General features: G+C 62.7%; 19 protein-coding genes. 12 read left to right on the top strand and 7 right to left on the bottom strand.

Annotated elements, in window-relative coordinates; genetic code table 11:
* Positions 1–57 precede the first annotated feature (57 nt).
* From AB8A50_RS18975 to AB8A50_RS18955, 5 genes are read left to right on the top strand one after another with little or no spacing between them, the layout of a single operon-like run.
* Complete coding sequence (locus AB8A50_RS18975) at positions 58–549, top strand: formate dehydrogenase subunit gamma (RefSeq protein ID WP_184512234.1); 492 nt, start codon at positions 58–60, stop codon at positions 547–549.
* On the top strand, positions 546–2117 hold the full coding sequence (locus tag AB8A50_RS18970; protein WP_439078581.1) for a formate dehydrogenase beta subunit: 1572 nt from the start codon (positions 546–548) through the stop codon (positions 2115–2117). Before AB8A50_RS18975 ends, AB8A50_RS18970 begins: the two co-directional genes overlap by 4 nt.
* 11 nt (positions 2118–2128) lie before the next feature.
* The gene (gene fdhF / locus AB8A50_RS18965; RefSeq protein ID WP_439078580.1) at positions 2129–5038 is read left to right on the top strand and encodes a formate dehydrogenase subunit alpha; all 2910 of its coding nucleotides are present in this window, start codon (positions 2129–2131) and stop codon (positions 5036–5038) included.
* Between the two features lie 15 nt (positions 5039–5053).
* Positions 5054–5911 carry a formate dehydrogenase accessory sulfurtransferase FdhD gene (gene fdhD / locus AB8A50_RS18960; protein ID WP_439074430.1) on the top strand — a complete coding sequence of 286 codons (858 nt, stop codon included), beginning with the start codon at positions 5054–5056 and terminating at the stop codon, positions 5909–5911.
* Positions 5883–6110: a formate dehydrogenase subunit delta gene (locus tag AB8A50_RS18955; protein ID WP_068729526.1), complete on the top strand. Its 228-nt coding sequence runs from the start codon at positions 5883–5885 to the stop codon at positions 6108–6110. The genes fdhD and AB8A50_RS18955 overlap by 29 nt, the downstream gene beginning before the upstream one ends.
* A 170-nt stretch (positions 6111–6280) precedes the next feature.
* Here AB8A50_RS18955 and AB8A50_RS18950 read toward each other — a convergent pair whose 3' ends face one another.
* Complete coding sequence (locus AB8A50_RS18950; RefSeq protein WP_089267781.1) at positions 6281–6553, bottom strand: BolA family protein; 273 nt, start codon at positions 6551–6553, stop codon at positions 6281–6283.
* 137 nt (positions 6554–6690) lie between these two features.
* Between AB8A50_RS18950 and AB8A50_RS18945 the strand changes: the two genes are divergently transcribed.
* Entirely contained in the window at positions 6691–7347 is a 657-nt protein-coding gene (locus tag AB8A50_RS18945; protein ID WP_089267780.1) for a J domain-containing protein, read from the top strand.
* 403 nt (positions 7348–7750) lie between these two features.
* The gene (locus AB8A50_RS18940; RefSeq protein ID WP_439078579.1) at positions 7751–9259 is read left to right on the top strand and encodes a L,D-transpeptidase family protein; all 1509 of its coding nucleotides are present in this window, start codon (positions 7751–7753) and stop codon (positions 9257–9259) included.
* Between the two features lie 29 nt (positions 9260–9288).
* Here AB8A50_RS18940 and AB8A50_RS18935 read toward each other — a convergent pair whose 3' ends face one another.
* Positions 9289–9996 carry an MgtC/SapB family protein gene (locus AB8A50_RS18935; RefSeq protein WP_309942303.1) on the bottom strand — a complete coding sequence of 236 codons (708 nt, stop codon included), beginning with the start codon at positions 9994–9996 and terminating at the stop codon, positions 9289–9291.
* Positions 9997–10197: 201 nt separating this feature from the next.
* Complete coding sequence (secA, locus tag AB8A50_RS18930; protein WP_439078578.1) at positions 10198–13044, bottom strand: preprotein translocase subunit SecA; 2847 nt, start codon at positions 13042–13044, stop codon at positions 10198–10200.
* Between the two features lie 369 nt (positions 13045–13413).
* Here secA and AB8A50_RS18925 point away from each other — a divergent pair, with 369 nt between their 5' ends.
* Entirely contained in the window at positions 13414–14352 is a 939-nt protein-coding gene (locus AB8A50_RS18925; protein ID WP_089267776.1) for a peptidylprolyl isomerase, read from the top strand.
* A 148-nt stretch (positions 14353–14500) separates the two neighbouring features.
* Here AB8A50_RS18925 and AB8A50_RS18920 read toward each other — a convergent pair whose 3' ends face one another.
* Entirely contained in the window at positions 14501–15307 is an 807-nt protein-coding gene (locus AB8A50_RS18920; RefSeq protein WP_309942307.1) for an SDR family NAD(P)-dependent oxidoreductase, read from the bottom strand.
* Positions 15308–15430: 123 nt separating this feature from the next.
* Between AB8A50_RS18920 and AB8A50_RS18915 the strand changes: the two genes are divergently transcribed.
* On the top strand, positions 15431–16378 hold the full coding sequence (locus AB8A50_RS18915; RefSeq protein ID WP_439078577.1) for a GlxA family transcriptional regulator: 948 nt from the start codon (positions 15431–15433) through the stop codon (positions 16376–16378).
* 12 nt (positions 16379–16390) lie between these two features.
* Here the strand turns inward: AB8A50_RS18915 and AB8A50_RS18910 are convergent, their stop codons facing one another.
* Both AB8A50_RS18910 and AB8A50_RS18905 read right to left on the bottom strand, forming a co-directional pair.
* Positions 16391–17353, bottom strand: a complete 963-nt coding sequence (locus AB8A50_RS18910) for an acetyl-CoA carboxylase carboxyltransferase subunit alpha (RefSeq protein ID WP_093757526.1) — start codon at positions 17351–17353, stop codon at positions 16391–16393.
* Positions 17354–17492: 139 nt separating this feature from the next.
* On the bottom strand, positions 17493–18143 hold the full coding sequence (locus AB8A50_RS18905) for a DedA family protein (RefSeq protein WP_439078576.1): 651 nt from the start codon (positions 18141–18143) through the stop codon (positions 17493–17495).
* A 297-nt stretch (positions 18144–18440) separates the two neighbouring features.
* On the opposite strand from AB8A50_RS18905, the gene cobS reads away from it, so the two are divergent.
* The 3 genes from cobS (at position 18441) to AB8A50_RS18890 (ending at position 22550) form a co-directional block, all read left to right on the top strand.
* Positions 18441–19448: a cobaltochelatase subunit CobS gene (gene cobS / locus AB8A50_RS18900; RefSeq protein WP_068729504.1), complete on the top strand. Its 1008-nt coding sequence runs from the start codon at positions 18441–18443 to the stop codon at positions 19446–19448.
* 97 nt (positions 19449–19545) lie between these two features.
* Positions 19546–21447 carry a cobaltochelatase subunit CobT gene (gene cobT, locus AB8A50_RS18895; RefSeq protein WP_439078575.1) on the top strand — a complete coding sequence of 634 codons (1902 nt, stop codon included), beginning with the start codon at positions 19546–19548 and terminating at the stop codon, positions 21445–21447.
* A gap of 50 nt (positions 21448–21497) precedes the next feature.
* The gene (locus AB8A50_RS18890) at positions 21498–22550 is read left to right on the top strand and encodes an esterase-like activity of phytase family protein (RefSeq protein WP_439078574.1); all 1053 of its coding nucleotides are present in this window, start codon (positions 21498–21500) and stop codon (positions 22548–22550) included.
* Positions 22551–22618: 68 nt separating this feature from the next.
* On the opposite strand, the gene AB8A50_RS18885 is transcribed toward AB8A50_RS18890, so the two are convergent.
* Positions 22619–25348, bottom strand: a complete 2730-nt coding sequence (locus AB8A50_RS18885; protein WP_439078573.1) for a bifunctional diguanylate cyclase/phosphodiesterase — start codon at positions 25346–25348, stop codon at positions 22619–22621.
* Positions 25349–25401: the final 53 nt, after the last annotated feature.

Below are 25401 nucleotides of genomic sequence, written 5' to 3'. Positions count from 1 at the left end.
TTGGATCGATTCCAATTTTGATTGGTTCTCCAGTCATAAGACCAATTGAGTACCGGGATGAACGCAGCCTACGAGCCGAATGCTTATGAGCCTTGGAGTGCCGACCGAGGCACCGAGATCATCGAGAGCCTGTCCCATGTGGAAGGCGGCGTGATCGTGATTCTGCATGCGATGCAGGAAGCCTTCGGCTATGTGCCGGAGCCGGCAATCCCGATGATCGCGCTGGCGCGTAACCTGTCGCGCGCCGAGGTCCATGGCGTGTTCACCTTCTACCATGACTTCCGCCACGAGCCGGCCGGCAAGCATGTGCTGAAGATCTGCCGCGCTGAGGCTTGCCAAGCGGCTGGCGGCGATGCACTTGCGGCGCGCGCGGAAGCGAAATTGGGTGTAAAGTTTGGAAACACGACGGCGGATCAGCGTGTTACGTTGGAGCCGATCTATTGCCTCGGGCTCTGCGCCACGGCGCCATCGGCGATGCTCGATGGCCGTCTGGTTGGCCGCCTCGATGAGAAGCGCATCGATGCGCTGGTCGCGGAGGCACAGCGATGACATCGTCTGATAAAACTCTGAATATCTACATTCCGCGCGATGCGGCCGCCGTTTCCGTCGGCGCCGATGAACTCGTCAGTGCCTTCGAAGCGGAGGCTCAAAAGCGCAAGCTTGCAATCGAGATCATTCGCCCCGGTTCGCGCGGATTGCTGTGGCTGGAGCCGATGATCGAAGTCGCGACGCCGGAAGGCCGTGTCGCCTTCGGGCCGGTCGAAGAGAAAGACGTTGCGTCGGTGCTCGATGCGATGGTCACAAACGGTTCTCACGCGCTGCGTCTTGGTGTCGCGGAGGAGATTCCGTGGCTCAAGAAGCAGACGCGTCTGACCTTTGTGCGCTGCGGCGTCGTCGATCCCCGGTCGGTCGAGGATTACATCGCGCATGATGGCTACAGGGGCCTCACGCGCGCGCTGACGCTGGATAGCGCCGGCATCATTGCCGACGTCACCACATCCGGCCTGCGTGGCCGCGGTGGCGCTGGCTTCCCGACCGGTATCAAGTGGAAGACTGTTGCCGATACCAAAGCCGATCGTAAATTCATCGTCTGCAATGCGGACGAGGGCGACAGCGGCACCTTCGCCGACCGCATGATCATGGAAGGCGATCCCTTCGTGGTGATCGAAGGCATGACCATTGCCGGCATCGCGGTGGGCGCCACCAAGGGCTACATCTATATCCGTTCGGAATATCCGCATGCCGTCGAGGCGATGAATGAGGGTATCGCTGCCGCGAAGCGCGCCGGTTATCTCGGCGACAAGATTCGCGGCTCGGCGCACGCGTTCGATCTCGAAGTCCGCGTCGGCGCCGGCGCCTATGTCTGCGGCGAGGAGACCTCACTGCTGGAGAGTCTCGAAGGCCGTCGCGGCATCGTCCGCGCCAAGCCGCCGCTGCCGGCGCATAAAGGCCTGTTCGGCAAGCCGACGGTCATCAACAACGTCCTCTCGTTTGCGGCGATACCGTTCATCCTCGACAACGGCGCCAAGGCCTATGCGGATTACGGCATGGGCCGCTCGCGTGGCACGATGCCGATCCAGCTCGCGGGTAACATCAAGTTCGGCGGCCTCTTCGAAGTCGCTTTCGGCATCACGCTGGGTGAGCTGATTGATGATATCGGCGGCGGCACCTTCACCGGTAAGCCGGTCCGCGCGGTGCAGGTCGGCGGTCCGCTCGGTGCCTACTTCCCGCGCGAATTGTTCGACACGCCGTTCGACTACGAGGCTTTCGCCAAGCGTGACGGCCTGATCGGCCACGGCGGCATCGTGGTGTTCGACGACACCGTCGATATGTCGAAGCAGGCGCGCTTTGCGATGGAATTCTGCGCCATCGAATCCTGCGGCAAGTGCACGCCATGCCGCATCGGCTCCACCCGCGGCGTCGAGACCATCGACAAGATCCGCCGTGGTGAACGCGTCGCCGAGAACATCGCCGTGCTGCAGGACCTCAGCAACACCATGAAGTTCGGTTCGCTCTGTGCGCTGGGCGGCTTCACGCCGTATCCGGTGATGAGTGCGCTGAAACATTTCCCCGGAGATTTCGGCCCGGCGCCATCACGCCTTCAGGCCGCAGAGTAAAGGAGCAACACATGTCGCTCGTTCACGAAATCGATTTTGGTACGCCGCGTTCGAAGTCCGAAAAGATGGTCACGCTGACCATCGACGGGCAGAGCGTCTCGGTGCCCGAGGGCACCTCCATCATGCGCGCCGCCATGGAGATGGGCACGCAGATTCCGAAACTCTGCGCCACCGACATGGTGGATGCCTTCGGCTCCTGTCGTCTCTGTCTCGTCGAGATCGAAGGCCGCGCGGGCACGCCTGCCTCCTGCACCACGCCGGCCATGGAAGGCCTCGTGGTTCATACCCAGAATGCGCGGCTCGCGGCGCTGCGCAAGGGCGTGATGGAGCTCTATATCTCCGACCATCCGCTCGACTGTCTCACCTGCGCCGCCAATGGTGATTGCGAATTGCAGGACATGGCTGGTGCCGTCGGCCTTCGCGACGTGCGCTACGGCTATGACGGCGAGAACCATGTGTTCGCCAAGTCTGGCCCGAAGCACGATCACAATTCGCCGGAAGCCTGCGAAAACGATCACTGGATGGCGAAGGACGAGTCGAATCCGTACTTCACATACGATCCCTCCAAGTGCATCGTCTGCTCGCGCTGCGTTCGCGCCTGTGAAGAAGTTCAGGGCACTTTCGCGCTGACGATCTCCGGCCGCGGTTTCGAGAGCCGGGTCTCGCCGGGCATGAGCGAGAGCTTCCTGGGTTCGGAATGCGTGTCCTGCGGCGCCTGCGTACAGGCCTGCCCGACCGCGACGCTGACCGAGAAGGCCGTGATCGAGATCGGTCAGCCTGAGCACTCGGCTGTGACCACCTGCGCCTATTGTGGCGTCGGCTGTACCTTCAAGGCGGAAATGCGCGGCGAGGAACTGGTGCGCATGGTGCCGTACAAGGACGGCAAGGCCAATCGCGGCCATTCCTGCGTCAAGGGCCGTTTCGCCTGGGGTTATGCGAACCACAAGGAGCGCATCCTCAATCCGATGATTCGCGAGAAGATCACCGATCCATGGCAGGAAGTGTCATGGGATGAGGCCTTCAATTTCGCGGCCAAGAAGTTCAAGGGCATCCAGGCCAAACACGGCAAAGACTCCATCGGCGGCATCACCTCGTCGCGCTGCACCAATGAAGAAGTATTCGTGGTGCAGAAGCTGATCCGCGCCGGCTTCGGCAACAACAACGTTGATACCTGCGCGCGCGTCTGCCATTCGCCGACCGGCTACGGCCTGTCCTCGACCTTCGGCACCTCGGCCGGCACGCAGGATTTCGACTCGGTGGAAGACACCGATGTCGTGATGATCATTGGTGCGAACCCGACCGATGGCCATCCGGTGTTTGCATCGCGCCTGAAGAAGCGTTTGCGCGCCGGCGCCAAGCTGATCGTGGTCGATCCGCGCCAAACCGATATCGTGCGCTCGGCCCATATCGAGGCACAGCACCATCTGCCCCTGATGCCCGGCACCAATGTCGCCGTGCTCACCGCGCTGGCTCATGTCATCGTCACCGAAGGCCTCGCCGACGAGACATTCATCCGCGAGCGCTGTGACTGGAGCGAGTTCGAAGACTGGGCGGCCTTTGTCGCGCAGCCGAACCACAGCCCCGAAGCCACCGCCATCATGACCGGCGTCGATCCGAAGGAGCTGCGCGCCGCCGCCCGTTTGTTCGCCACCGGTGGCAACGGTGCGATCTATTACGGTCTCGGTGTCACCGAGCACAGCCAGGGTTCGACCACCGTAATCGCGATCGCGAACCTCGCGATGGCGACCGGCAATATCGGCCGTCCCGGCGTCGGCGTGAATCCGCTGCGCGGCCAGAACAACGTGCAGGGCTCCTGCGACATGGGCTCGTTCCCGCACGAGCTGCCGGGCTATCGCCACATCTCTGGCGATGCGGTGCGCGAGCAGTTCGAAGCGATGTGGAACGTCAAGCTCAACAGTGAGCCGGGCCTGCGCATCCCCAACATGTTCGATGCCGCCACCGAAGGCACTTTCATGGGCCTCTACGTGCAGGGCGAAGACATCCTGCAGTCCGATCCCAACACCAAGCATGTGGTCGCGGCGCTGTCGGCGATGGAATGCGTCATCGTCCACGACCTGTTCCTGAACGAGACCGCCAACTACGCCCATGTGTTCTTCCCGGGCTCCACCTTCCTGGAGAAGAACGGCACTTTCACCAATGCCGAACGTCGCATTCAGCGCGTCCGCAAGGTGATGTCGCCGAAGAATGGTCTTGAGGATTGGGAAGTGACCTTGGGATTCGCCAAGGCACTCGGCTATGAGATGTCCTACAATCACCCCTCGGAGATCATGGACGAAATCGCGGCGCTGACGCCGACTTTCGCCGGCGTCTCCTATGCGAAGCTGGAGGAGGTTGGTTCGGTGCAGTGGCCGTGTAACGAGAAGCAGCCTCTGGGCACGCCGATTATGCATATGGACGGCTTCGTGCGCGGCAAGGGCAAGTTCATGCTCACCGAATACATCGCCACCGACGAGCGTACCGGGCCGCGCTTCCCGCTGCTGCTCACCACCGGCCGTATTCTCAGCCAGTACAATGTCGGCGCGCAGACACGGCGCACCGAGAATGTGGTCTGGCATGAAGAGGATCGTCTGGAGCTGCATCCGCATGACGCCGAACTGCGTGGCATCCGCGACGGCGACTGGGTGAAGCTGCAGAGCCGCGCCGGCGAGACGACGTTGCGTGCGCTGCTAACCGAGCGTATGGCGCCGGGCGTGGTCTATACGACCTTCCATCACCCGACCACGCAGGCCAACGTCATCACCACCGAGTTCTCGGACTGGGCCACCAACTGCCCGGAATACAAGGTGACCGCGGTGCAGATCTCGCCCTCGAACGGTCCGTCCGAGTGGCAGAAGGAATATGACGAGCAGGCCCGCCAGTCGCGCCGGATCGCCATGCCCGTCGTGGAAGCCGCGGAGTAGGTCTGGAGACCAGAGATGCACGAGCCGGTTCGCTCAGTCCCCCGCAAGATCTGGCGCCAGTCCGGCGTTAGCGAGGGGTTGCGCGCGGTGCCGGAAGAGACCGCGCTGGCGATCACCTATAATGGTGGCACCTATGCCGTCATGATGGGGACGCCGCAGGACTATCGCGACTTCGCCTATGGCTTCAGCCTGAGCGAAGGCGTGGTCACCTCGATCAACGAGATCGAGAGTTTCGAGGCCGTTGAATTCGACGATGGCGTTGAGCTGCGCATGTGGCTCGCAGGCGAGAAGGCCGAGAGCATCAGCGCGCGGCGCCGGCAGATTGCAGGGCCGACGGGCTGCGGTCTGTGCGGCATCGACTCGATCTCGGAAGCCGTTAAGCCGGCGGCCATCGTCGCGCCCGGCGGCGTGTTCTCCTTCGACCAGATCATGGCGGCGATGGAGACGCTGTCGCCGCTGCAGAAGGTCAACATCCAGACCCGCGCCGTGCACGCCGCGGCGTTCTGGACGCCGGCCGACGGCATCGTCGCGTTGCGTGAGGATGTCGGCCGTCACAATGCGCTCGACAAGCTGGCCGGCGCGCTGGCGCAGGCCAAGGTCGATGCAGGGCAGGGCATGGTGCTGCTCACCAGCCGCGTCTCCGTCGAGATGGTGCAAAAGACGGCTGCTATCGGCGCGCCGCTCATGGTGTCGGTCTCGGCGCCCACCGCACTGGCCATCCGCATGGCGGAAGCCGCAGGCATTACGTTGGCGGCGATCGCGCGCAGCGACGGGTTCGAAGTTTTCACACATCAGCACCGCGTGCGTCAGCACGGCGCCACCGCGGATGCATCAGGGCAAGAGCATGGACACCCACACATCGACGTCGCCTGACCGGCTGATCTACATGGCCAACCAGATCGGCGACTTCTTCAACAGCCAGGGTCACGATCATGCCGTGGCCGGCATTGCCGAGCACATCAAGAAGTTCTGGGATCCGCGCATGCGGAAGAAGATCTTCGAACATCTGGATGCGGGCGGCGCCGGGCTGAAGCCGAACGTCCTCGAGGCGATCGCGTCGCTGAAGAAGTAGGACCAGCCCACACTCGTCATTCCGGGGCGGGGGCGCGTCTTCGTGCGCGCGAACCCGGAAGCTGGACATGGCTTGGCGCTGTTGGAGACTCCCATGCTGAGATTCCGGGTTCGCGATCGCCGAGTGGCGCTCGCGCCCCGGAATGACGGTGTAGGGTGCCGCGACGAAACCTAGCCCGCTTCCTTCGGCGTCTGCGGTTTCAGCGCCAGCGCATGTACCGTTCCCGCGAGTTCCGCCGCCAGCAGTTCGTTGATCATGCGATGGCGGTCGATCCGGCTCTTCCCTTCGAAGGCCTCCGACACAATATTGACCCTGAAGTGGGTTTCACCCTCCGGGCGGTGGCCCATGTGACCGGCATGCAGATGTGATTCATCTGAAACGTCGAGGCTGAGGGGCGCGAAAGCCTCTGTCAGCTTCTTTGTGATGTTATCTTTCATGGTCATGATGGCCGGCTTAGCGGTTCGCCCCACTCATGGTCAATCACGATGTGGCGACCATATTGGTGCGGCGCAGGGCGCCGAATGAGGTAATCGGAATGTCAAGACTTGAAGCTTTTTGCATTGCGTTGTCATAGTCAGCCATGCCCATCGACTCATCCAAATTCTTCGACAGCATCCGTATCAAGCCGAACAAGCTGAGCGCGAAGCAGCAGGCCGCTGCGCGCGAAGAAGCTATTATGTGCGAGTGGCCCGAGTGCAAGAACAAGGGTCCGCACCGCGCGCCCAAGGGCCGTGCGCAGGACAAGGAATACTGGCACTTCTGCCTGAACCATGTCCGCGAATACAATCAGGGCTACAACTTCTTCCAGGGTATGGCCCCAGACGCGGTCGCCAAGTACCAGAAGGATGCGCTGACCGGCCATCGTCCGACCTGGAAGATGGGCGCCAACGGCTCTGCGGACAAAACCAAGGCCGGGCAGCCCGACCTCGACGGCGCGATCGATCCGTTTGCCATGTTCAACGAGATGAACGGCATGGGTATGGGGCGCGGCCGGGCCCGCAAGCCGCAGCAGCCGATCAAGGAAGAAACCCGCAAGATCTTCAATGCCGAGCGCAAGGCGCTGCAAGTCATGGGTCTCGGCCCCAGCGCGACGCTGGACGACGTCAAGGCGCAGTACAAAGCGCTGGTGAAGCAGCACCACCCCGACGCCAATGGCGGCGACCGCTCCACCGAGGACCGGTTGATCGAAATCATCAAGGCTTACAACTACTTGAAGACTGTGGTCCGGGGCTCCTGAGGCGCTCCGAGATTGGCCACGCACGCGATTGCTAATGTTCGTCGTGCCCGGCCAGCGCGAAGCGAGCTTCGCTGGATGTGCCGGGCATCCACATCTTTGGCGGCGAGCGAACAAAGACGTAGGTGGCCGGGACAAGCCCGGCCATGACGGCCGATAGCGCTGCCAAACTATTAAGCATAACCCATCGCCGCCTGCTTAATTCGCCTTCCCGCCAGATACCGCCGCAATTCCGCCCGGCCTGAGATCTTCAATCTCTGTTGACCATCGCCGGAACGGAACCTGCTGCTCACGGCCAGTTGCCTTGCGAGCAAGAGGCCTTAAGGCTAATATTTGCGTACGAATAAGGGCTCATTTGTCTTTATTCCTTGGGGTGTCGACGTCCCGTCGGCTGCGGAGCTTGGCTTTGAAACATCGCTCGCTTGTTCGCGCGCTGCTGACGTCGGTCGTACTTGCGACAGGCGTGGTGCTGGCCGGCTGCAACGGCGAAGACATGTCGCTCGCCAGCAACGCGAAGGCCAACCAGCCCGTTCCTCCCAAGCTCGTCGCCGAGATGACTGAAAAGGACATGGACCTGCAGTCGCCGATGCTGGTTCGTGTGTTCAAGCAGGAAGCCGAACTCGAAGTCTGGAAGCAGAACCGCTCCGGCCAGTTTGCACTGCTGAAGACCTATCCGATCTGCCGCTGGTCCGGCGACCTCGGTCCGAAGGTCAAAGAAGGCGATCGTCAGGCACCGGAAGGTTTCTATGCGATCACGCCGGCGCAGATGAATCCGCGCTCGTCCTATTATCTCTCCTTCAATACAGGTTTCCCCAACGCCTTCGACAAGTCGCTGGGACGCACCGGTTCGCAACTGATGGTGCACGGCGATTGTTCGTCGCGCGGCTGCTTCGCCATGACCGACGAACAGATCGCCGAGATCTATTCGCTGGGTCGTGAGTCTTTCTTCGGCGGGCAGCGCTCGTTCCAGTTCGCGGCGTTTCCGTTCAAGATGACGCCGGTCAACATGGCCAAGCATCGCAACAACCCGAACATGCCGTTCTGGAAGATGATCAAGCAGGGCTATGATCATTTCGAAGTGACGCGGCAGGAGCCGAAGGTCGAGTTCTGCGAGAACAAGTATGTGTTCGATCCGGCCGCGCCTGCGGGATCGACCAAGCCGCTGGTGTTCAATGCCTCGGCCAAGTGCCCAGTCTACCAGATTCCGTCCGAGATCGCCGATGCCGTCAGCGCCAAGCAGGCGCAGGATGATGCGAAGATTGCCGAACTGGTTGCCAAGGGCACGCCGGTAGCGCAGCGCCGTCCCGATATCGACGGCGGCATGAACCGCGTCTTCGCCTCCAAGTTGCCCGATGGCGCCACCGGCCTGTCGGATCCGGAGCCGCCGGGCGTGCAGACCGCCGCCTATTCGCGCGCACCGGGCACGATCCCGCCGCACGTCAATCCGCCGAAGGCCAATGCTGCGGCCTCGACGTCCTATTCGGCCTCGCTGTTCGCAGCGTCGGAAGAACCCGTCGTCGCCGCGCCCTCCACGCGTGTCGCGTCGGCCTCGTCGGATGGTGGCTTCTTCAGCAATCTCGCCAAGAAGGTCGGTATCGGCGGCTCGGAAACGACCGCGACCGCAACTACGACGCCAGCCGCTCCCGTGCCGACGCCGGCCGCAAAGCCGAAGGCCGTCGCCAGCAAGGCCGGTCCGTCGGCTGCTCCTGCGACGCCTCCTTCTGTAGCTGCAGCGAAGCCGGCTGCCGCACCCGCACCGCTCGTGGCCACCGCGCGCCCGCCGCTCAAGCCGACGCTGTCGGCCGAACCATCCACGCCAGCCTCCGGCGGCGGCGCCGGCACAGCCGCGCTGTCAGGTGCAGCCCCGGTCGTGTCCGCGAATTCGTTCACGGACCGCTTCTCGGCGATGCGCTAGGCGCGTCGCTCTTCCTGCAGACATATCGCTCACGTGTGATTGGCGCCGTGGTCGCTGACGCGTTTGACAATACTCACCTGACGCACGCCGTCGAGCTCCTGCAGCTTCGAAGGATAGCTCGCGATATCCTGTGACGACACCTTGCTGAGCAGGATCGAGAGCTGGTCGGTGCCTTGGGGATCGCGGCTTTCCACGAGGAAGCGCTTCACCTGGCCGGCGCGCAGCGACAATGTCTCGCGCAGCAATTCCGGCGTCAGGCCGTTGTTCTCGACTTCCACCTTCAGCATGCAGGTCTGGTTGCGCGAGCGATAGGCTTCCTCGAGCGGCTTGATACCGACGAGGATGATCAGGATGATCACCGTCGATGCGCCGGCCGCGAGATACAATCCTCCGCCGACCGCAAGCCCGATCGCTGCCACCGTCCAGATACTTGCTGCTGTCGTGAGCCCTTTCACGATCTCGCCGCGCGCCAGGATTGATCCCGCGCCGAGAAAGCCGATGCCGGACACCACCTGCGCTGCGATGCGCGATGGATCGAGCACGACATTGGATTGCGTGAGCAGGATGTTGGAGAAGCCGTATTGCGAGACCAGCATGATCAGGCAGGAGCCGACACAGACCAGCATATGCGTGCGGATGCCCGCAGCCCATAACAGCCGCTCGCGCTCGAAGCCGATCAGGCTGCCGAGCGCTGCGGCGGAGATCAGGCGGATCAGCATTTCGGAATTGGACATCATCGGCACGCCCCCTCATTCCTGCGGCCGCTCGTGTCGGCACGATGAAACAGGCTAGTCCTCTGCGACGCGTTGTCCAATCGTCGTCAGCGTCGTCCAGCGCAGTGCTTGGCTGCGTGAATGCGTGGAACCAACAGCCCAAAGAAAATCCCTCCCGAACGGGGAGGGATTTCAGATGGCTTCGCGATCTATCTGGTGGTCGGCTTACGCATACCGCCCGTGGCAGTGCTTGAACTTCTTGCCGGAGCCGCACGGACAGTCCTCGTTGCGGCCGACCTTGCCCCAGGTATCCTGGTTGTTCGGATCGCGGGCGACGGCGGGCTGCTGCTGGCCCATCGGTGCGAGCGCCGCATTGGCGAAAGCCATTTCGTCTTCGCCGGTGTTGTAGTCGAGCTTGTGGGCTTCCATGACAGGCAGTTCGGGCTGCACGTCCGGCGGCACGATTTCGACGCGCATCAATTGTGCGGTGACGGCTTCGCGCAGATTGGCAATCATCGCCTCGAACAGGTTGAAGGCTTCCGCCTTGTATTCCTGCAGCGGATCGCGCTGGCCGTAGCCGCGCAGGCCGATGACCTGACGCAGGTGATCCAGCATCACCAGATGTTCGCGCCACAGATGATCCAGCGTCTGCAGCAGGATCGTCTTCTCGACGTAACGCATCACGTCGGGGCCCCACTGGGCGACCTTCGCGGCCATGTGCTCGTCGGCCTTCTGCTCGATACGGTTGAGCAGCTCCTCGTCAGCGATGCCTTCTTCCTTGGCCCATTCGTCGACCGGAAGATCGAGATCGAGCACGCGCTTGAGCTCTTCCTTCAGGCCGACCACGTCCCACTGCTCGGCATACTGGTTTTCCGGCACGTGTTTGGTGACGAGATCCTCGACGAAGGCGCGGCGCATGTCGTTGACGGTCTCGGCGACGCTATCGTTCTGCATCAGGTCGACGCGCTGCTCGAAGATCACCTTGCGCTGGTCGTTCTGTACGTCGTCATATTTCAGCAGGTTCTTGCGGATGTCGAAGTTGCGCGCTTCGACCTTCTGCTGGGCCTTTTCGAGCGCCTTGTTGATCCACGGATGGATGATCGCTTCGCCTTCCTTCAGGCCGAGGCGCGTCAGCATCGTATCGAGACGATCCGAACCGAAGATGCGCATCAGGTCGTCTTCCAGCGACAGGAAGAACTTGGACCGGCCAGGGTCGCCCTGACGGCCGGAGCGGCCGCGGAGCTGGTTGTCGATGCGGCGTGACTCGTGGCGCTCGGAGCCCATGATGTAGAGGCCGCCGGGCTTCTCGACGGTCTTGGCCGGCTTGCTGCCCTTGGCGGGCTCGATCTCGACCACTTCCTTGGCGTTCAGCACGATCTCGCGGAAACGCTCGATCTCGGCCTTGATCTCGGCGATCTTGGCGGCCTTCTCGGCCTCGTCGGCGATCTCGGCCGTTTCGATCTGCGCGCGCATCTCGACCGAGCCGCCGAGTTTGATGTCGGTGCCGCGGCCGGCCATGTTGGTGGCGATGGTGATGGCGCCGGGGACGCCGGCTTCGGCGACGATATAGGCTTCCTGCTCATGGAAGCGCGCATTCAGGACCGCGAACAGTTTCGCCGGCTTGCCGGAACGCGCGGCCGCATAGAGCTTGTCCATCGCCTTCGGCTTGGTGAAGTCGATCAGCTTGTAGCCGTTCTTGAGCAGATACTCGCCAAGCACTTCCGATTTTTCGATCGACGCGGTGCCGACCAGTACCGGCTGCATCCGCGCATTGGCGCGCTCGATTTCGGCGAGGATGGCGGCGTGCTTCTCGTCTTGGGTGCGATAGACCTCGTCGTCCTCGTCCATGCGGCCGATGCCAACATTGGTGGGCACTTCGACGACTTCGAGCTTGTAGATGTCGAACAGCTCATCCGCTTCGGTCAGAGCCGTACCGGTCATGCCGGCCAGTTTCTTGTACATGCGGAAGTAGTTCTGGAACGTGATCGAGGCCAGCGTCTGGTTTTCCGGCTGGACCGTCACATGTTCCTTGGCTTCCAGCGCCTGGTGCAGGCCTTCCGAATAACGGCGACCTTGCATCATGCGGCCGGTGAACTCGTCGATGATGATCACTTCGTCGTCGCGGACGATGTAGTCCTTGTCGCGGTTGAACAGCGAGTGGGCGCGCAGCGCCTGATTGATGTGATGCACGACGGAGACGTTCTCGACGTCATACAGCGTCTCGCCCTTGAGCTGGCCGGCATCGCGCAGCAAGGTTTCGATCTTCTCCATGCCGGCTTCGGTCAGCGTCACGGTGCGCTGCTTCTCGTCGACTTCGAAGTCGATGACCTTTTCGAGCTTGGGCAGGAAGGTGTCGATGGTGTTGTAGAATTCCGAGCGGTCGTCGAGCGGGCCGGAGATGATCAGCGGCGTACGCGCTTCGTCGATCAGGATCGAGTCGACTTCGTCGACGATGGCATAGAAGTGCTTGCGCTGGACCATATCCTCCAGCCGGTACTTCATGTTGTCACGCAGATAGTCGAAGCCGTATTCGTTGTTGGTGCCGTAGGTGATGTCGCAGGCATAGGCCGCCTGGCGCTCGGCATCGTCGAGGCCGTGAACGATCACGCCGGTGGTGAGGCCCAGGAAGCTGTAGATCTGGCCCATCCAGCCGCTATCGCGCTTGGCGAGGTAGTCGTTGACGGTCACGACATGCACGCCCTGACCGGCGAGCGCGTTCAGATAGACGGCGAGCGTGGCGACCAGCGTCTTGCCTTCGCCGGTCTTCATCTCGGCGATGTCGCCCTCATGCAGCACCATGCCGCCGATCAGCTGCACGTCGAAGTGGCGCTGGCCGAGGGTGCGCTTGGCGGCTTCGCGGACGGTGGCGAAAGCGGGAACGAGGAGATCGTCGAGAGTCTTGCCGGCCCCTAACTGCGCCTTGAACTCGGCGGTGCGCGCTTTGAGCGCATCGTCCGATAGCGCTGCGACCTCAGGTTCCAGCGCGTTGATCGCGGCAACACGCGATTGATATCCCTTGACGCGGCGGTCGTTGGCAGAGCCGAAGAACTTGCGGGCGAGCGCGCCGATCATCACGAAATCCTGTCTTTAGCAATGCGGCCCGAAGGCCGTGGAATGGTGCAGCGGTCGCCCAGCCTCGTCATATCCAAAGTCTGTGGCGGATTGCTGTCTGGACCCCGGTGCGGGAGTGCCAAAAAAGCAAGACCCCGGGAGATGAGTGGGAGCAGGGCAATCAGGGGTTCAATGACCACGGCGCGGCCGAAATCGCGCCTTCGCCACCGGCCCGGTCGGGGAGAGATATGGCCCGTGTGGGGGGTTGTCAACGGCGCGAACCTCTCAAGGATTTCATCATTTTGACAGAGTTTTCGCGTTGCCAAGACGGTACGTTTGGGAGAGTGTCCGCCGTCCCCAACAGGCTCTTATCCGAGATAAGGATTTTCCATGACCTTCGTATCGCTCGCCCTGACGCCGGGCCTGCGCCCGGGCCGCACCCTGGCTGCCCTGACCGGCGCCGTTGCGGTGGCCTTTCTCACCAGTTTCCCGGTTTACGCGCAGGATGCCAATCCGGTCCTCGCCAAGGTCAACGGCCAGGAAATCCGCCAGAGCGACGTCACCATTGCCGAGGAAGAGCTCGGCCCGAGCCTCGCCCAGATGGATCCCGCGACCCGGAAGGACAATGTGCTGTCGTTCCTGATCGACATGAAGATCGTCGCCAAGGCTGCCGAGGACAAGAAGATCGCCGATCGTGAGGATTTCAAGTCCAAGCTGGCCTTCGCCCGTAATCGTCTGCTGATGGACAACCTCCTGGCCGTCGAGGGCAAGGAAGCCCTGACCGACGACAACATGAAGAAGGTCTATGAGGACGCGGCCAAGCAGATCACCGGCGAAGCCGAAGTCCATGCCCGCCACATCCTGGTGGAGAGCGAGGCCGAGGCCAAGACGGTCGCCGACGAGCTGAAGAAGGGCGCCGATTTCGCCGAACTCGCCAAGAAGAAGTCGAAGGATCCGGGCGCGGCCGATGGCGGCGATCTGGGTTTCTTCACCAAGGACCAGATGGTGCCGGAATTCTCCGCCGTTGCCTTCGCGCTGGAGCCGGGCAAGATCTCGGACCCCGTGAAGTCGCAGTTCGGCTGGCACATCATCAAGGTCGAGGAAAAGCGCAACCGCAAGGCGCCGGAATTCGACCAGGTGAAGCCGCAGATCGAACAGTATGTCGTGCGCAAGGCGCAGGCCGACTACGTCACCAAGCTGCGTGAAGGTGCGAAGGTTGAGCGTATCGATCAGGCCGCCGCAACGCCTGCTCCGGCGGCACCCGCCGCGCCTGCTGCCAAGGACGCGCCGAAGCCGGCCGACAGCAAGATGGCTCCGGCGAAGAAGTAATTCTGGACTCGAAAAGCCCGCCCTCTGTCGAGAGGGCGGGCTTTTTGCTGCCTGTAACACATACGCTGTCATGGCCGGGACAAGCCCGGGCATGACGGAGTTTTAGTTGCCGGGCTCGGCAGATAATCCCCGGCCGAGCCGACAACGTCTATGCCGGCACGGTCACCCGATAGCGCGGCGCTGGCGTCGCATGACCGAATTTGGTCGAGAGGGCGCGGCGATCTGCTTCGAAGCGGGTCCAGTTCGCGCCGTCCTGCAGGCCCGGAATGGTGACGCGTTCACCCTGGTCGAGGCCAGCCAATGCAGCATCGACCATGTCGTCGGCGCGCATCACGATGGCCTGATCCATATTCTGGTGCGGGAAGCCCGCGATGTCCCAGAACTCCGTGGCCGTTGCACCCGGCAACACTGCCTGCACGCGGATGCCCTTGTCGGCCAGTTCATGCACCAGCGAATGGCTGAAACTGAGCACATAGGCCTTGCTGGCTCCGTAGACGCCATTGAGCATCTCCGCGGCAATGCCGACGATCGACGAGATGTTGATGATCGTGCCTTTGTTGCGCGCGACGAAGCCGGGCACGGCGGCATAGGTCAGCCGTGTCAGCGCGGTGATGTTCAGCGTGATCATGTCTTCCATTTTGTCGACATCGGCATTGAGCAACGGTGCCACCGCGCCGACTCCGGCATTGTTGACCAGCATCGTAATGCTCGCATCGTCGCGCAGCGCGGCTTCGACCTTTGCCAGATCGGCCTTGTTGCCGAGATCGGCGGCCAGCGTGCGGACCGATCGTCCGGTCTCGCTGGTCAGTCGCTTGGCGAGGGCCGCTAGGCGGTCCTGGTTCCGCGCCACCAGAATGAGATCGTAGCCGCGCTTGGCCAGTCGGTCCGCATAAACGGCGCCAATGCCCGTCGAGGCGCCCGTAATCAGTGCCGTGCCCTGATGTGAATTCGTCATTGTCGTTCTCCTGAATGCTCTCGGCCGTAGCGGCCGTGTCAGGAAACCTAGTCTTGCGTGGAAGTGTCTTAAATGTCATATAAACGGCGTTTTAGGACGTCTTGTCCTGGGGGGAGCGAACACATGCAGCGCATCGGCCTTGTTGTTTCCCCGGGGTGCTCGCCCATCAGCCTTGCGGCGATGTCGGTCTTTGAACTGGCCAATATGCTGACCGATCCGCCCACCTACGATCTGCATGTGTTGTCGGAGTGGGGCGGTCAGGTCGGCACCTCGCTGGGCATGAGTTTGACCACCGAACCGTTCAATGCGGCTGATGCCTATGACACGCTGATCATTGCCGGCGGTCTGACGGTCGAATCCGCGACGCCCGGCCTGATCGATTTCGTGCGACAGGCGCCCAAACATGCGCGGCGTGTTGCGTCTATCTGTATCGGCGCCTTCGTGCTCGCCGAAGCCGGCATTCTCGATCAACGGCGCGCGACCACGCACTGGTTCTATGCGCGCGACATGCAGAAGCAATTTCCGAAAGTGAGGGTCGATGAAGACCGCATCTTCGTGAATGACGGTCCGGTCTGGACCTCGGCGGGCATGACCGCGGGCATCGATCTCGCACTGGCGATGGTCGAGGCTGATCTCGGCGAGGACGTTGCACGCAACATCGCGAAAAAGATGGTCGTGTATCACCGCCGTGCCGGCGGTCAGTCGCAGTTTTCCGCGCTGCTGGAATTGGCGCCGAAGTCGGACCGTATCCAGAAGGCGCTCGCTTTTGCGCGAGACAATCTGCAAAAGCCACTGACGGTGAATGATCTCGCCGATGCTGCGAGCCTGAGCCCGCGGCAGTTCAGCCGCGCCTTTCACGCCGAGACAGGCCAATCGCCCGCCAAGGCCGTCGAGCATCTGCGGCTAGAGGCCGCGCGGTTGATGATGGAGCAGAGCCGGCATCCCATCGACACCGTCGCGCAGCAGACGGGGTTTGCCGATCGTGACCGCATGCGCCGCGCATTTCTGCGCGCCTATGGCCAGCCGCCGCAGGTGATCCGCCGAAATGCGCGGTCTCAGATGGACGCGTGAGAGAACGTCAGCTCAGCCGATCTTGCGGCCGATATCCAGAAACTTCTGCCGGCGCTGCTGACGAATAGTCGCCGCGTCCATGCCGCGCATGTCGTTGAAGGCCTGGGCGATGGCGTCGCCGGTGATGGCAATCATGGCGGCGGGGTCGCGGTGGGCGCCGCCCGGCGGCTCTTTCAGGATGGAATCGATCACACCGAAGCGCAGCAAATCCTGCGCCGTGATCTTCATATTGGTCGCGGCTTCCTGCGCCTTGGATGAGTCGCGCCACAGGATCGACGATGCCGCTTCCGGCGAGATCACGCTGTAGATGGCGTGTTCCAGCATCAGCACCTTGTTGGCGGTGGCGATGGCGATGGCGCCGCCCGAGCCGCCTTCGCCGATGATCACAGCGACATTGGCAACGCCAAGGCCGAGGCAGGCATCGGTGGAGCGTGCGATGGCTTCAGCCTGGCCGCGCTCTTCCGCGCCGATGCCGGGATAGGCGCCGGCGGTATCGACCAGCGACAGCACGGGAATGTTGAAACGGTCGGCCATCTCCATCAGGCGAACCGCCTTGCGGTAGCCTTCGGGGCGGGCCATGCCGAAATTATGCTTGAGGCGGCTCTCGGTGGTGTTGCCCTTTTCCTGGCCGAGCACGCAGACGCTCTCGCCGCGGAAACGGCCGAAGCCAGCCACCAGCGCTTCATCCTCGCCGAACTTGCGGTCGCCGGCGAGCGGCGTGAATTCGGTGATCAGCGCTTCCACGTAATTCATGCAATGCGGGCGCTGCGGATGCCGCGCGACCTGGGTCTTCTGCCACGGCGTCAGGTTCGCATAGAGCTCGTGCAGCGCGGCGACGGCCTTGTCCTCGATGCGCACGATCTCCTCACCGATGTCGCTGCCGCTGGCGGCCAGCGTGCGCAATTCATCGATCTTGGAATCCAGCTCGGCAACGGGCTTTTCAAAGTCGAGATAGCTGCGCATGGGTTCGGACATTCACTGGATATGGGAAGGACGGACGGCGGGCGAAACTGCCGGTGCAGGCTTTTCAAGTCAATCGGGGCTGCAAGTCAAGCCGAGGAGGCGTCATTTACTCTGAAAAATCAAAGAGATATTTCAACGTTGAAACGCCTTTTTATGACGTTTCCATTGCTGTGTTGCGCTTGCGGCGATGCCACCACCAGACGGCGGCACTGGCCAGCACGGCCGCCACGATCACGGCCTGAATCCAGTAATGCTTGGCTTGGCCTTCGAGGCCGGCAATGCCGCCATAGCGGTCCAGCACCGACACTGCGAGCACGCCGGGCAACACATGCGCCGGCGCCCAGAGCAATGCTGCGGGGATGTTCACGGCATAGAATTTCGCCGGTGCGGTCCCCAATGCTCCGGCCGTGACCGGCACGAAAGCGCGGATGGGCGGAACGAAGCGGCCGAGGAACACGGCCAGCGTGCCGAAGCGATGGAAGAAGGCCTCGCTCTGCGCCACCACGCCCGGATAATTCGAAAGCGGCCACGCGTCGAGCAGTTGTCGTTGCCGGACATGCCCGATCCAGAATGCGCTCCCGTCGCCGAGCACGGCGCCCGCCACGGCGGCCGCCAGCACCGCCACGAGATCGAGGTCGCCTGCCGGAATCAGGGCGCTCAGCGCCAGAATGACCGTGGTGCCTGGGATGAATGTTCCGAGCACCGGCACGGCTTCCAGCAAGGCAGCGAGGAAAATAGTGAGGTAGCCCAGCCAGGCATGCGCGGCGACAAAATGGGTCAGGGAATCGATGAAGGACGTCACGAAATTCCGATCCAGCGCGGGGTGCCTCAGCCAACTGACAGCATATATGATTGAAATGGCCGGCCGCGCCGTTCGATCCCCAAATACCGCTGCAAATTGATCGACCCGGAGCATCGGCTGATTCGCAGGGCAGACTTCCAAAAATTGCCGTTAGAACCTATCTCGATGATAACATTCGGGAACTTTGATGAAGAGCTGGGCTTTGTCCAGCCGCGGCTCTCTGATACGTTCCACAAAGCACCCCATCCGCAGCCATTACTAGACTGGTTTCGGGATATCCGGGACCACGGAGGATTGATGACCGCCGCCTCGACCAAACTGCAAGAAAAGACCGACGCGTTGATTGGCATTCCCGACAAGATGGTGTCGGTGCGCAAGTTGTTCGGCATCGATTCCGACCTCGAAGTGCCTGCCTTCTCCGAATCCGATCCGCATGTGCCGGACACCGATCCCGATTACCGGTTCGATCGCGCCACCACGCTCGCCATTCTCGCCGGTTTCTCGCGCAACCGCCGCGTGATGGTCACGGGCTTCCACGGCACCGGCAAATCGACCCATATCGAGCAGGTCGCTGCCCGCCTTAACTGGCCCTGCGTGCGCGTCAATCTCGACAGCCACATCAGCCGTATCGACCTCGTCGGCAAGGACTCCATCGTGGTCCGGGACGGCAAGCAGGTCACCGAATTCCGTGACGGCATTCTGCCCTGGGCGTTGCAGCACAATGTCGCGCTGGTGTTCGACGAATACGACGCCGGCCGTCCGGACGTGATGTTCGTCATCCAGCGCGTGCTGGAAGTGTCCGGCCGCCTGACCCTGCTCGACCAGAACAAGGTCATCAAGCCGCATCCGGCGTTCCGCCTGTTCGCGACCGCGAACACGATCGGTCTCGGTGACACGTCGGGCCTCTATCACGGCACCCAGCAGATCAACCAGGGCCAGATGGACCGCTGGTCGATCGTCACAACGCTGAATTATCTGGCGCATGACGAGGAAGTCGAGATCGTGCTGGCGAAGGCCAAGCACTATCAGAACCCCGAGGGCCGCGACATCGTCAACAAGATGGTGCGCCTCGCGGATCTCACGCGTAACGCCTTCGCCAATGGCGATCTGTCGACGGTGATGAGCCCGCGTACGGTGATCACCTGGGCCGAGAATGCCGACATCTTCAACGATATCGGCTTCGCGTTCCGCGTGACCTTCCTGAACAAGTGCGACGAACTCGAGCGTCCGCTGGTCGCCGAATTCTATCAGCGCTGCTTCAATGCAGAGCTGGCGGAAAGCTCGGTGAATGTGGCGCTGAGCTAAGACGTCTTCTTCCCCTCTCTTCCAAGAGAGGGGAATGCACCTCCGCATTCAATCGGTTGCTCCCGCATGCGCGGTGACGACCCGCGCAAAGGCTGCGATGAGCACGACGACGACCAACAAATTCCGCCCCGGCTCCAAGGAAGCGCCGACCGAGCCGTTCAAGCGCGCGGTGACGTCGTGTTTGCGCGCCATCGCCAAAGCGCCGGAGCTCGAAGTGACCTTCGCGGCCGAGCGGCCGGGTCTCTCACCGGGCAAAGCCCGTCTTCCTGAACCCGCGCGAAAAATGAGCAAGCGCGACGCCGCCATCGTGCGCGGCCACGCGGATTCGATCGCGCTCAAACTCGCCTGTCACGATCCCAAGGTTCACCGCAAGCTGATGCCGGGCAATCCACAGGCGCGCGGCGTGTTCGAAGCCGTCGAGCAGGCCCGCGTGGAAGCGCTCGGGTCGCGCCGCATGGCCGGCGTGGCCAAGAACCTCACGGCGATGCTCGACGATCATTTCCATCGCGGCAAGTTCGACGAAATCACCGACCGCGCCGACGCGCCGCTGGCCGATGCGCTGGCGATGCTGGTGCGCGAGCGCCTGACCGGCATGGCGCCGCCGGCCGCCGCGAAGAAGATGGTCGACCTCTGGCGGCCGGTCCTCGAAGACAGGATCAGCGATCGCCTCGACCAGCTCGATCGGTTTGCGGAGAACCAGGCCAAGTTCGGCGATGCCGTCCATGACCTGCTGTCGGCGCTGGAGCTCGGCGACGATCGCAATGCCGAGCCGGATGACGAGGAGAGCGAGGACGACGAGCGCCAGGGCGAGAACGATCAGGCCGGTGCCGAAGGCTCGCCGGAGAGTGACGCGTCGCAGGAAATGAGCGCCGATCAGGCGCAGCAGTCTTCCGACGAAATGTCGGACAGTTCGATGGAGAGCGCGCAGGCCTCCGCATCGGACACATTCGACGAAGACGGCGAGATGGGCGACGACGAAACGCCCGGCGAAGCCACGCGTCCGAATTCGCGCGGCGCGAACGAGCCGCGCGGTCCCGAATATCACGCCTTCGCGCCGAAATTCGACGAGGTCATCGCAGCCGAAGACCTCTGCGATCACGACGAGCTCGAGCGGCTGCGCTCCTATCTCGACAAGCAGCTCGCGCACCTGCAGGGCGTCGTCGCGCGTCTGGCCAATCGGCTTCAACGTAAGCTCATGGCGCAGCAGAACCGCGCCTGGGACTTCGACCTTGAAGAAGGCATCCTCGACCCCGCGCGCCTGTCGCGCGTGGTGACGGACCCGCATCATCCGCTGTCCTTCATGCATGAGAAGGAAGCGACCTTCCGCGATACGGTGGTGACGCTGCTGCTGGACAATTCCGGTTCGATGCGCGGGCGCCCAATCACCGTGGCTGCGACCTGCGCCGATATTCTCGCGCGGACGCTGGAGCGCTGCGGCGTCAAGGTCGAGATTCTCGGCTTCACGACGCGTGCCTGGAAGGGCGGGCAGTCGCGTGAGGCGTGGCTCGGCGCCGGCAAGCCGGCCAATCCCGGCCGCCTCAACGATCTCCGCCACATCATCTACAAGTCGGCGGATGCGCCGTGGCGCCGGGCGCGCAAAAACTTGGGTCTGATGATGCGCGAAGGTCTGCTCAAGGAGAACATCGACGGCGAGGCGCTCGACTGGGCGCACAAGCGCCTGCTCGGTCGTCCCGAGCAGCGCAAGATACTGATGATGATCTCCGACGGCGCGCCGGTGGACGACAGTACATTGTCGGTCAATCCCGGCAACTATCTGGAGCGCCATCTGCGCCACATCATCGAGGAGATCGAGACCCGCTCGCCGGTTGAACTGATCGCCATCGGCATCGGCCATGACGTGACGCGCTACTATCGCCGGGCCGTGACCATCGTCGACGCAGAAGAACTCGGCGGCGCCATCACCGAGAAGCTGGCGGAATTGTTCAGCGAAACGGCGGGGCCGGCACCGACCCATGGTCGGCGACGCAGAACGCATTAGGCTTACAGGATGGGTTTTGCTTTGCTCTACCCATCCTCCAGGGCCATCGCTTGACCACTGATCTCACCCGTCGTCATTTTCTTGCAGTCGCGGCCTCAGCAGCCGCGCTGCCGTCGCTTGCCCGTGCGCAGCCCGTGCCGGTGCCGGCAACGCCATCGGCGCGTGCGCCGGTGTCGATCGAGATCGAAGCGCGGCCGATCCCGGCTTTCGATACGCGCGACCGCGCGCATACAAGGTTCGGGTCGCTGCAATATCGCAGCGGGCTGGTCCTGACGTCGCGCTACAAGGACTTCGGCGGCATCTCCGGTCTTCGCCTGGATGACAAGGGTGAGGGTTTCATCGCCATCAGCGACAAGGGCAACTGGTTCACCGGCAAGATCGCCTATAGCGGCGATACCATGGTCGGCATTGTCGATGTCGAGGCGGCGCCGATGCTGGGCGCCGACGGCAGGCCGATCACGGCGCGCGGCTGGTACGATACCGAGTCCATCGCGGTGGACGGGCCGACGGTCTATATCGGCCTCGAACGCGTGCATCAGATCCTGAAATTCGACTTCGGCCGCGATGGCGTGCGCGCCCGGGGCGAACCGATCCCGCAGCCGCCGGGCATGCGCAAGCTGCCCAGCAACGGCAGTCTCGAAGCGCTGGTGATGGTGCGCAAGGACAGGTTCAAGTCTTCGCCGCTGGCCGGCATGCTGCTGGCGATTTCGGAGCGCGGGCTAGACAGCGCCGGCAATATTGCAGCCTGGATCATTGGCGGCAAGGCGCCTGCAACATTCTCGGTCCGCCGCACCAAAAATTATGACATCAGCGATGCGGCGCTGCTGCCATCCGGCGATCTGTTGCTGCTGGAACGCAAGTTCTCGCTGTTCGGCGACACCGGCGTCCGCATCCGCCGCATCCCCCTCGCATCGATCGTGCCGGACGCCGTCATCGACGGTCCCACCATCTTCGATGCGGATCTCGGCTACGAGATCGACAATTTCGAAGGGCTCGATGTCCATGTCACGCCGGAGGGCGACACCGTGCTGACGCTGATCTCGGACGACAATTTCTCGATGCTGCAGCGAACCCTGCTGATGCAGTTCACGCTGCTGGAATAGAGTCTTGGTTCTGACGCGTTTTCTTAATGCGAACCGGCATCCACTTCGCTCGAAAACGCTATGGGAGGTCAGGCCGCAGCCTCGGACTGCTTGGCCTGATGCGCGATCAACAGATCCCGCAATTCTGCTGCGGGCTTGGCGGGGCTGAACAGATAGCCCTGCATCTCGGTGCAGCCGAGCGCGCGCAGCAGCTCCTTCTGCCGGGGCGTTTCGACGCCTTCGGCCGTCGTCGTCATGTTGCGCGAACTCGCGATGTTCACCACGGCCTGCACGATGGAGGATGACCCCTGTGCATCGGCGATATCGGTCACGAAGCAACGATCGATCTTGATCTTGTCGAACGGGAAACGCTGCAGATAGCTCAGGCTGGAATAGCCGGTGCCGAAATCGTCCAGCGCAATGCGCACGCCGATCTCGCGCAGCCCGTGCAGGATTTCCAGTGCGGTCTCGTCGTCGCGGATCAGCACGGCCTCGGTGATTTCGAGCTCCAGTCGCCGCGCCGGCAGTCCGGACGCGGCGAGGGCGGAGGTCACCTTCAGGGCGAGCGACGCGCAGCGGAACTGGACCGGCGAGACATTGACCGCCACCCGGATGTCGCAGGGCCAGCTGGCGGCCTCGGCGCAGGCGGTGTTCATCACCCATTCGCCGAGCTCATTGATGATGCCGATATCTTCGGCGACCGGAATGAATTCGGCCGGCGAGATCATGCCGCGTTCGGGATGACGCCAGCGCAACAAAGCCTCGCAGCCCACGATGGTGTCGTCGCGCAGCGTCAGCAGCGGTTGATAATAGACTTCGAAGCCGCCTTTGGCGAAGCCGCCATCACCGGCCGCGTGACGCAGTTCAAGCTCCAGCGAGCGACGGGCCTGCACCCGCGCATCCATTTCGGGCTCGAAGAAGCGGAACGTGCGGCGGCCGTCGGCCTTGGCGCCATACATCGCAAGGTCGGCGTTCTTCAGCAGCGTATCGAGGTCTGCGCCGTCGCGCGGCGCCAGCGCGATGCCGATCGACGCGTCGGTAAGCAGGCTGTGGCCGAGACAATCGAATGGCTGGCGGATCGCATCATAGATGCGGCCGACGAGATCGGTGATGTCGGAATGGCTCTCGACGCCGGTCTGCACGATAGCGAATTCGTCGCCGCCGAGCCGGGCCACCACGTCGGAGCCGCGCACGCAGGCGCGCAGCCGCAGCGCAATGCCCTTGAGCAGTTCGTCGCCCACGGGATGGCCGAGCGAGTCGTTGATACCCTTGAATTCGTCGATGTCGATATAGAGCACCGCGCATTGCGCGCCGCGCGCGACGCGCTTCAGTTCGTGTTCGAGCTCGTTGCGGAACAGCGTGCGGTTCGGCAGGTCGGTCAGCGCATCGTAATGCGCCAGATGCGCGATCTTCTCCTCGGCATTGCGCCGCTCGGTGATGTCTTCATGGGTCGCGACCCAGCCGCCATCGGCCACCGGTCGCGACGAAATCTGGATCGCCCGACCGTCCGCGGTGTGCATGACATTGATGCTCGAACGTCCCACGTCGCGCATCACCTCCGCGACATAGGCGTCAACGTCTCCCTCAAACGAGCCGGTCTCCTTGCGATGCGCGATCACGTCATGGAACGGACGGCCGGGTGTGATGACCTCGCGCGATAGCCCGTACATGTCGAGATAACGCTGGTTGCACACCACCACGCGCGCCTGCGCATCGAACAGCAACAGGCCTTGCGTCATGTTGTTGATGGCGGTGTCGAGGCGGTTCTTCTCCAGGGTCATCTGCAACTGCGCTGCACGGCTCTGCCGCTGGATGTGACGGATCATCAGATAAAGCAGGCCCGCCAGGATCAAGGCCGACAGCGTCGCGAGGGTCACGAGAAATTTGGTCTGGTCGCGCCAGTCGGCCAGCGCGCCGTCCACGGATGTGGTGGCGATCAGCGCGACCGGGAAGTTTTGCAGCAGGCGTATGGAGCCGAGCCGATCGACATTGTCGATGGGGCTGACGGTGCGGATGGTCGCGGGCGCATCGCTGAAGCGCAGGTGCTGCAACAGCGGGCCGCTATTGATGACCTTGCCGATCGATGCGTTCATCTGCGGATAGCGCGCCAACAAGGTGCCATCGCGGTGGAACATCGCAATGGTCGCGTTCTCGCCGAGCGAGACGGAGGCAAAGAATTTTTCGAATTGCTGCGGTTCGACGCTGCGCGTCACGATGCCGAAGAATTCACCCTTGGGCCCTGTAATGCGACGTGCGAACAGTGTCTTCCACCGGCCGGTGATGCGGCTCAGGACCGGCTGCACGATCTCGTCGTCCTGGCTGAAGCCCTGCGATTTGAGTTTCTTGAAATATTCGCGGTCGGCCAGCACCAGATCCGGCCCGGGCCATGCTCCTGTCCAGTTGACCAGACGGCCTTCGGCATCGAGCACGGTGATGTCGTTGGCGAATTCGTCATCCACCTTCGACTTCAGCATCATGTGGGACTCGTAGCTCGACATGCTGCTGGCAAAGCTGTGGACCGACATCACGCCGTTGGCGAGAAGATGAGCCGTGAGGCTCTTCTGGATGCGCTGCAGATCCTGGAACTGCTGATCGAAATGCCGGCTGAGCAGCAGCACGGTGTTTTCAAGTTCGCGGTTGGAATTGTCGATCGTGCGCTGACGGAAATTGTTCACGGTCATCGCCGTGCCTGCGGCAATGGTGACGATCAGCACGGCGCCAACGAGCACGAGCCAGCGCACCGGCGCGCGGCGTGTCGTCGAGCGCCCGTCGCCATGTTCGGCGGAGCCCGGCGCTGAAACGCGCACGTCGTTCGTCATTCGCCTCCCCAGCAGCCGCATGAATTCCTACCCCTCGTGCATAGGAATACCCG

Origin of the sequence: Tardiphaga sp. 841_E9_N1_2, assembly GCF_051811065.1 — a bacterium.
GTDB classification, from domain to species: Bacteria; Pseudomonadota; Alphaproteobacteria; order Rhizobiales; family Xanthobacteraceae; genus Tardiphaga; species Tardiphaga robiniae.
This window is presented reverse-complemented; position numbering and strand designations above follow the sequence as displayed.

Coding starts and splice junctions, on each gene's coding strand:
- AB8A50_RS18975 (WP_184512234.1), top strand. CDS start 58: ATGAACGCAGCCTACGAGCCGAATGCTTATGAGCCTTGGAGTGCCGAC.
- AB8A50_RS18970 (WP_439078581.1), top strand. CDS start 546: ATGACATCGTCTGATAAAACTCTGAATATCTACATTCCGCGCGATGCG.
- AB8A50_RS18950 (WP_089267781.1), bottom strand. CDS start 6,553: ATGACCATGAAAGATAACATCACAAAGAAGCTGACAGAGGCTTTCGCG.
- AB8A50_RS18915 (WP_439078577.1), top strand. CDS start 15,431: ATGCAGCGCATCGGCCTTGTTGTTTCCCCGGGGTGCTCGCCCATCAGC.
- AB8A50_RS18920 (WP_309942307.1), bottom strand. CDS start 15,307: ATGACGAATTCACATCAGGGCACGGCACTGATTACGGGCGCCTCGACG.
- fdhF (WP_439078580.1), top strand. CDS start 2,129: ATGTCGCTCGTTCACGAAATCGATTTTGGTACGCCGCGTTCGAAGTCC.
- AB8A50_RS18935 (WP_309942303.1), bottom strand. CDS start 9,996: ATGATGTCCAATTCCGAAATGCTGATCCGCCTGATCTCCGCCGCAGCG.
- AB8A50_RS18925 (WP_089267776.1), top strand. CDS start 13,414: ATGACCTTCGTATCGCTCGCCCTGACGCCGGGCCTGCGCCCGGGCCGC.
- cobS (WP_068729504.1), top strand. CDS start 18,441: ATGACCGCCGCCTCGACCAAACTGCAAGAAAAGACCGACGCGTTGATT.
- cobT (WP_439078575.1), top strand. CDS start 19,546: ATGAGCACGACGACGACCAACAAATTCCGCCCCGGCTCCAAGGAAGCG.
- AB8A50_RS18945 (WP_089267780.1), top strand. CDS start 6,691: ATGCCCATCGACTCATCCAAATTCTTCGACAGCATCCGTATCAAGCCG.
- secA (WP_439078578.1), bottom strand. CDS start 13,044: ATGATCGGCGCGCTCGCCCGCAAGTTCTTCGGCTCTGCCAACGACCGC.
- fdhD (WP_439074430.1), top strand. CDS start 5,054: ATGCACGAGCCGGTTCGCTCAGTCCCCCGCAAGATCTGGCGCCAGTCC.
- AB8A50_RS18955 (WP_068729526.1), top strand. CDS start 5,883: ATGGACACCCACACATCGACGTCGCCTGACCGGCTGATCTACATGGCC.
- AB8A50_RS18910 (WP_093757526.1), bottom strand. CDS start 17,353: ATGTCCGAACCCATGCGCAGCTATCTCGACTTTGAAAAGCCCGTTGCC.
- AB8A50_RS18885 (WP_439078573.1), bottom strand. CDS start 25,348: ATGACGAACGACGTGCGCGTTTCAGCGCCGGGCTCCGCCGAACATGGC.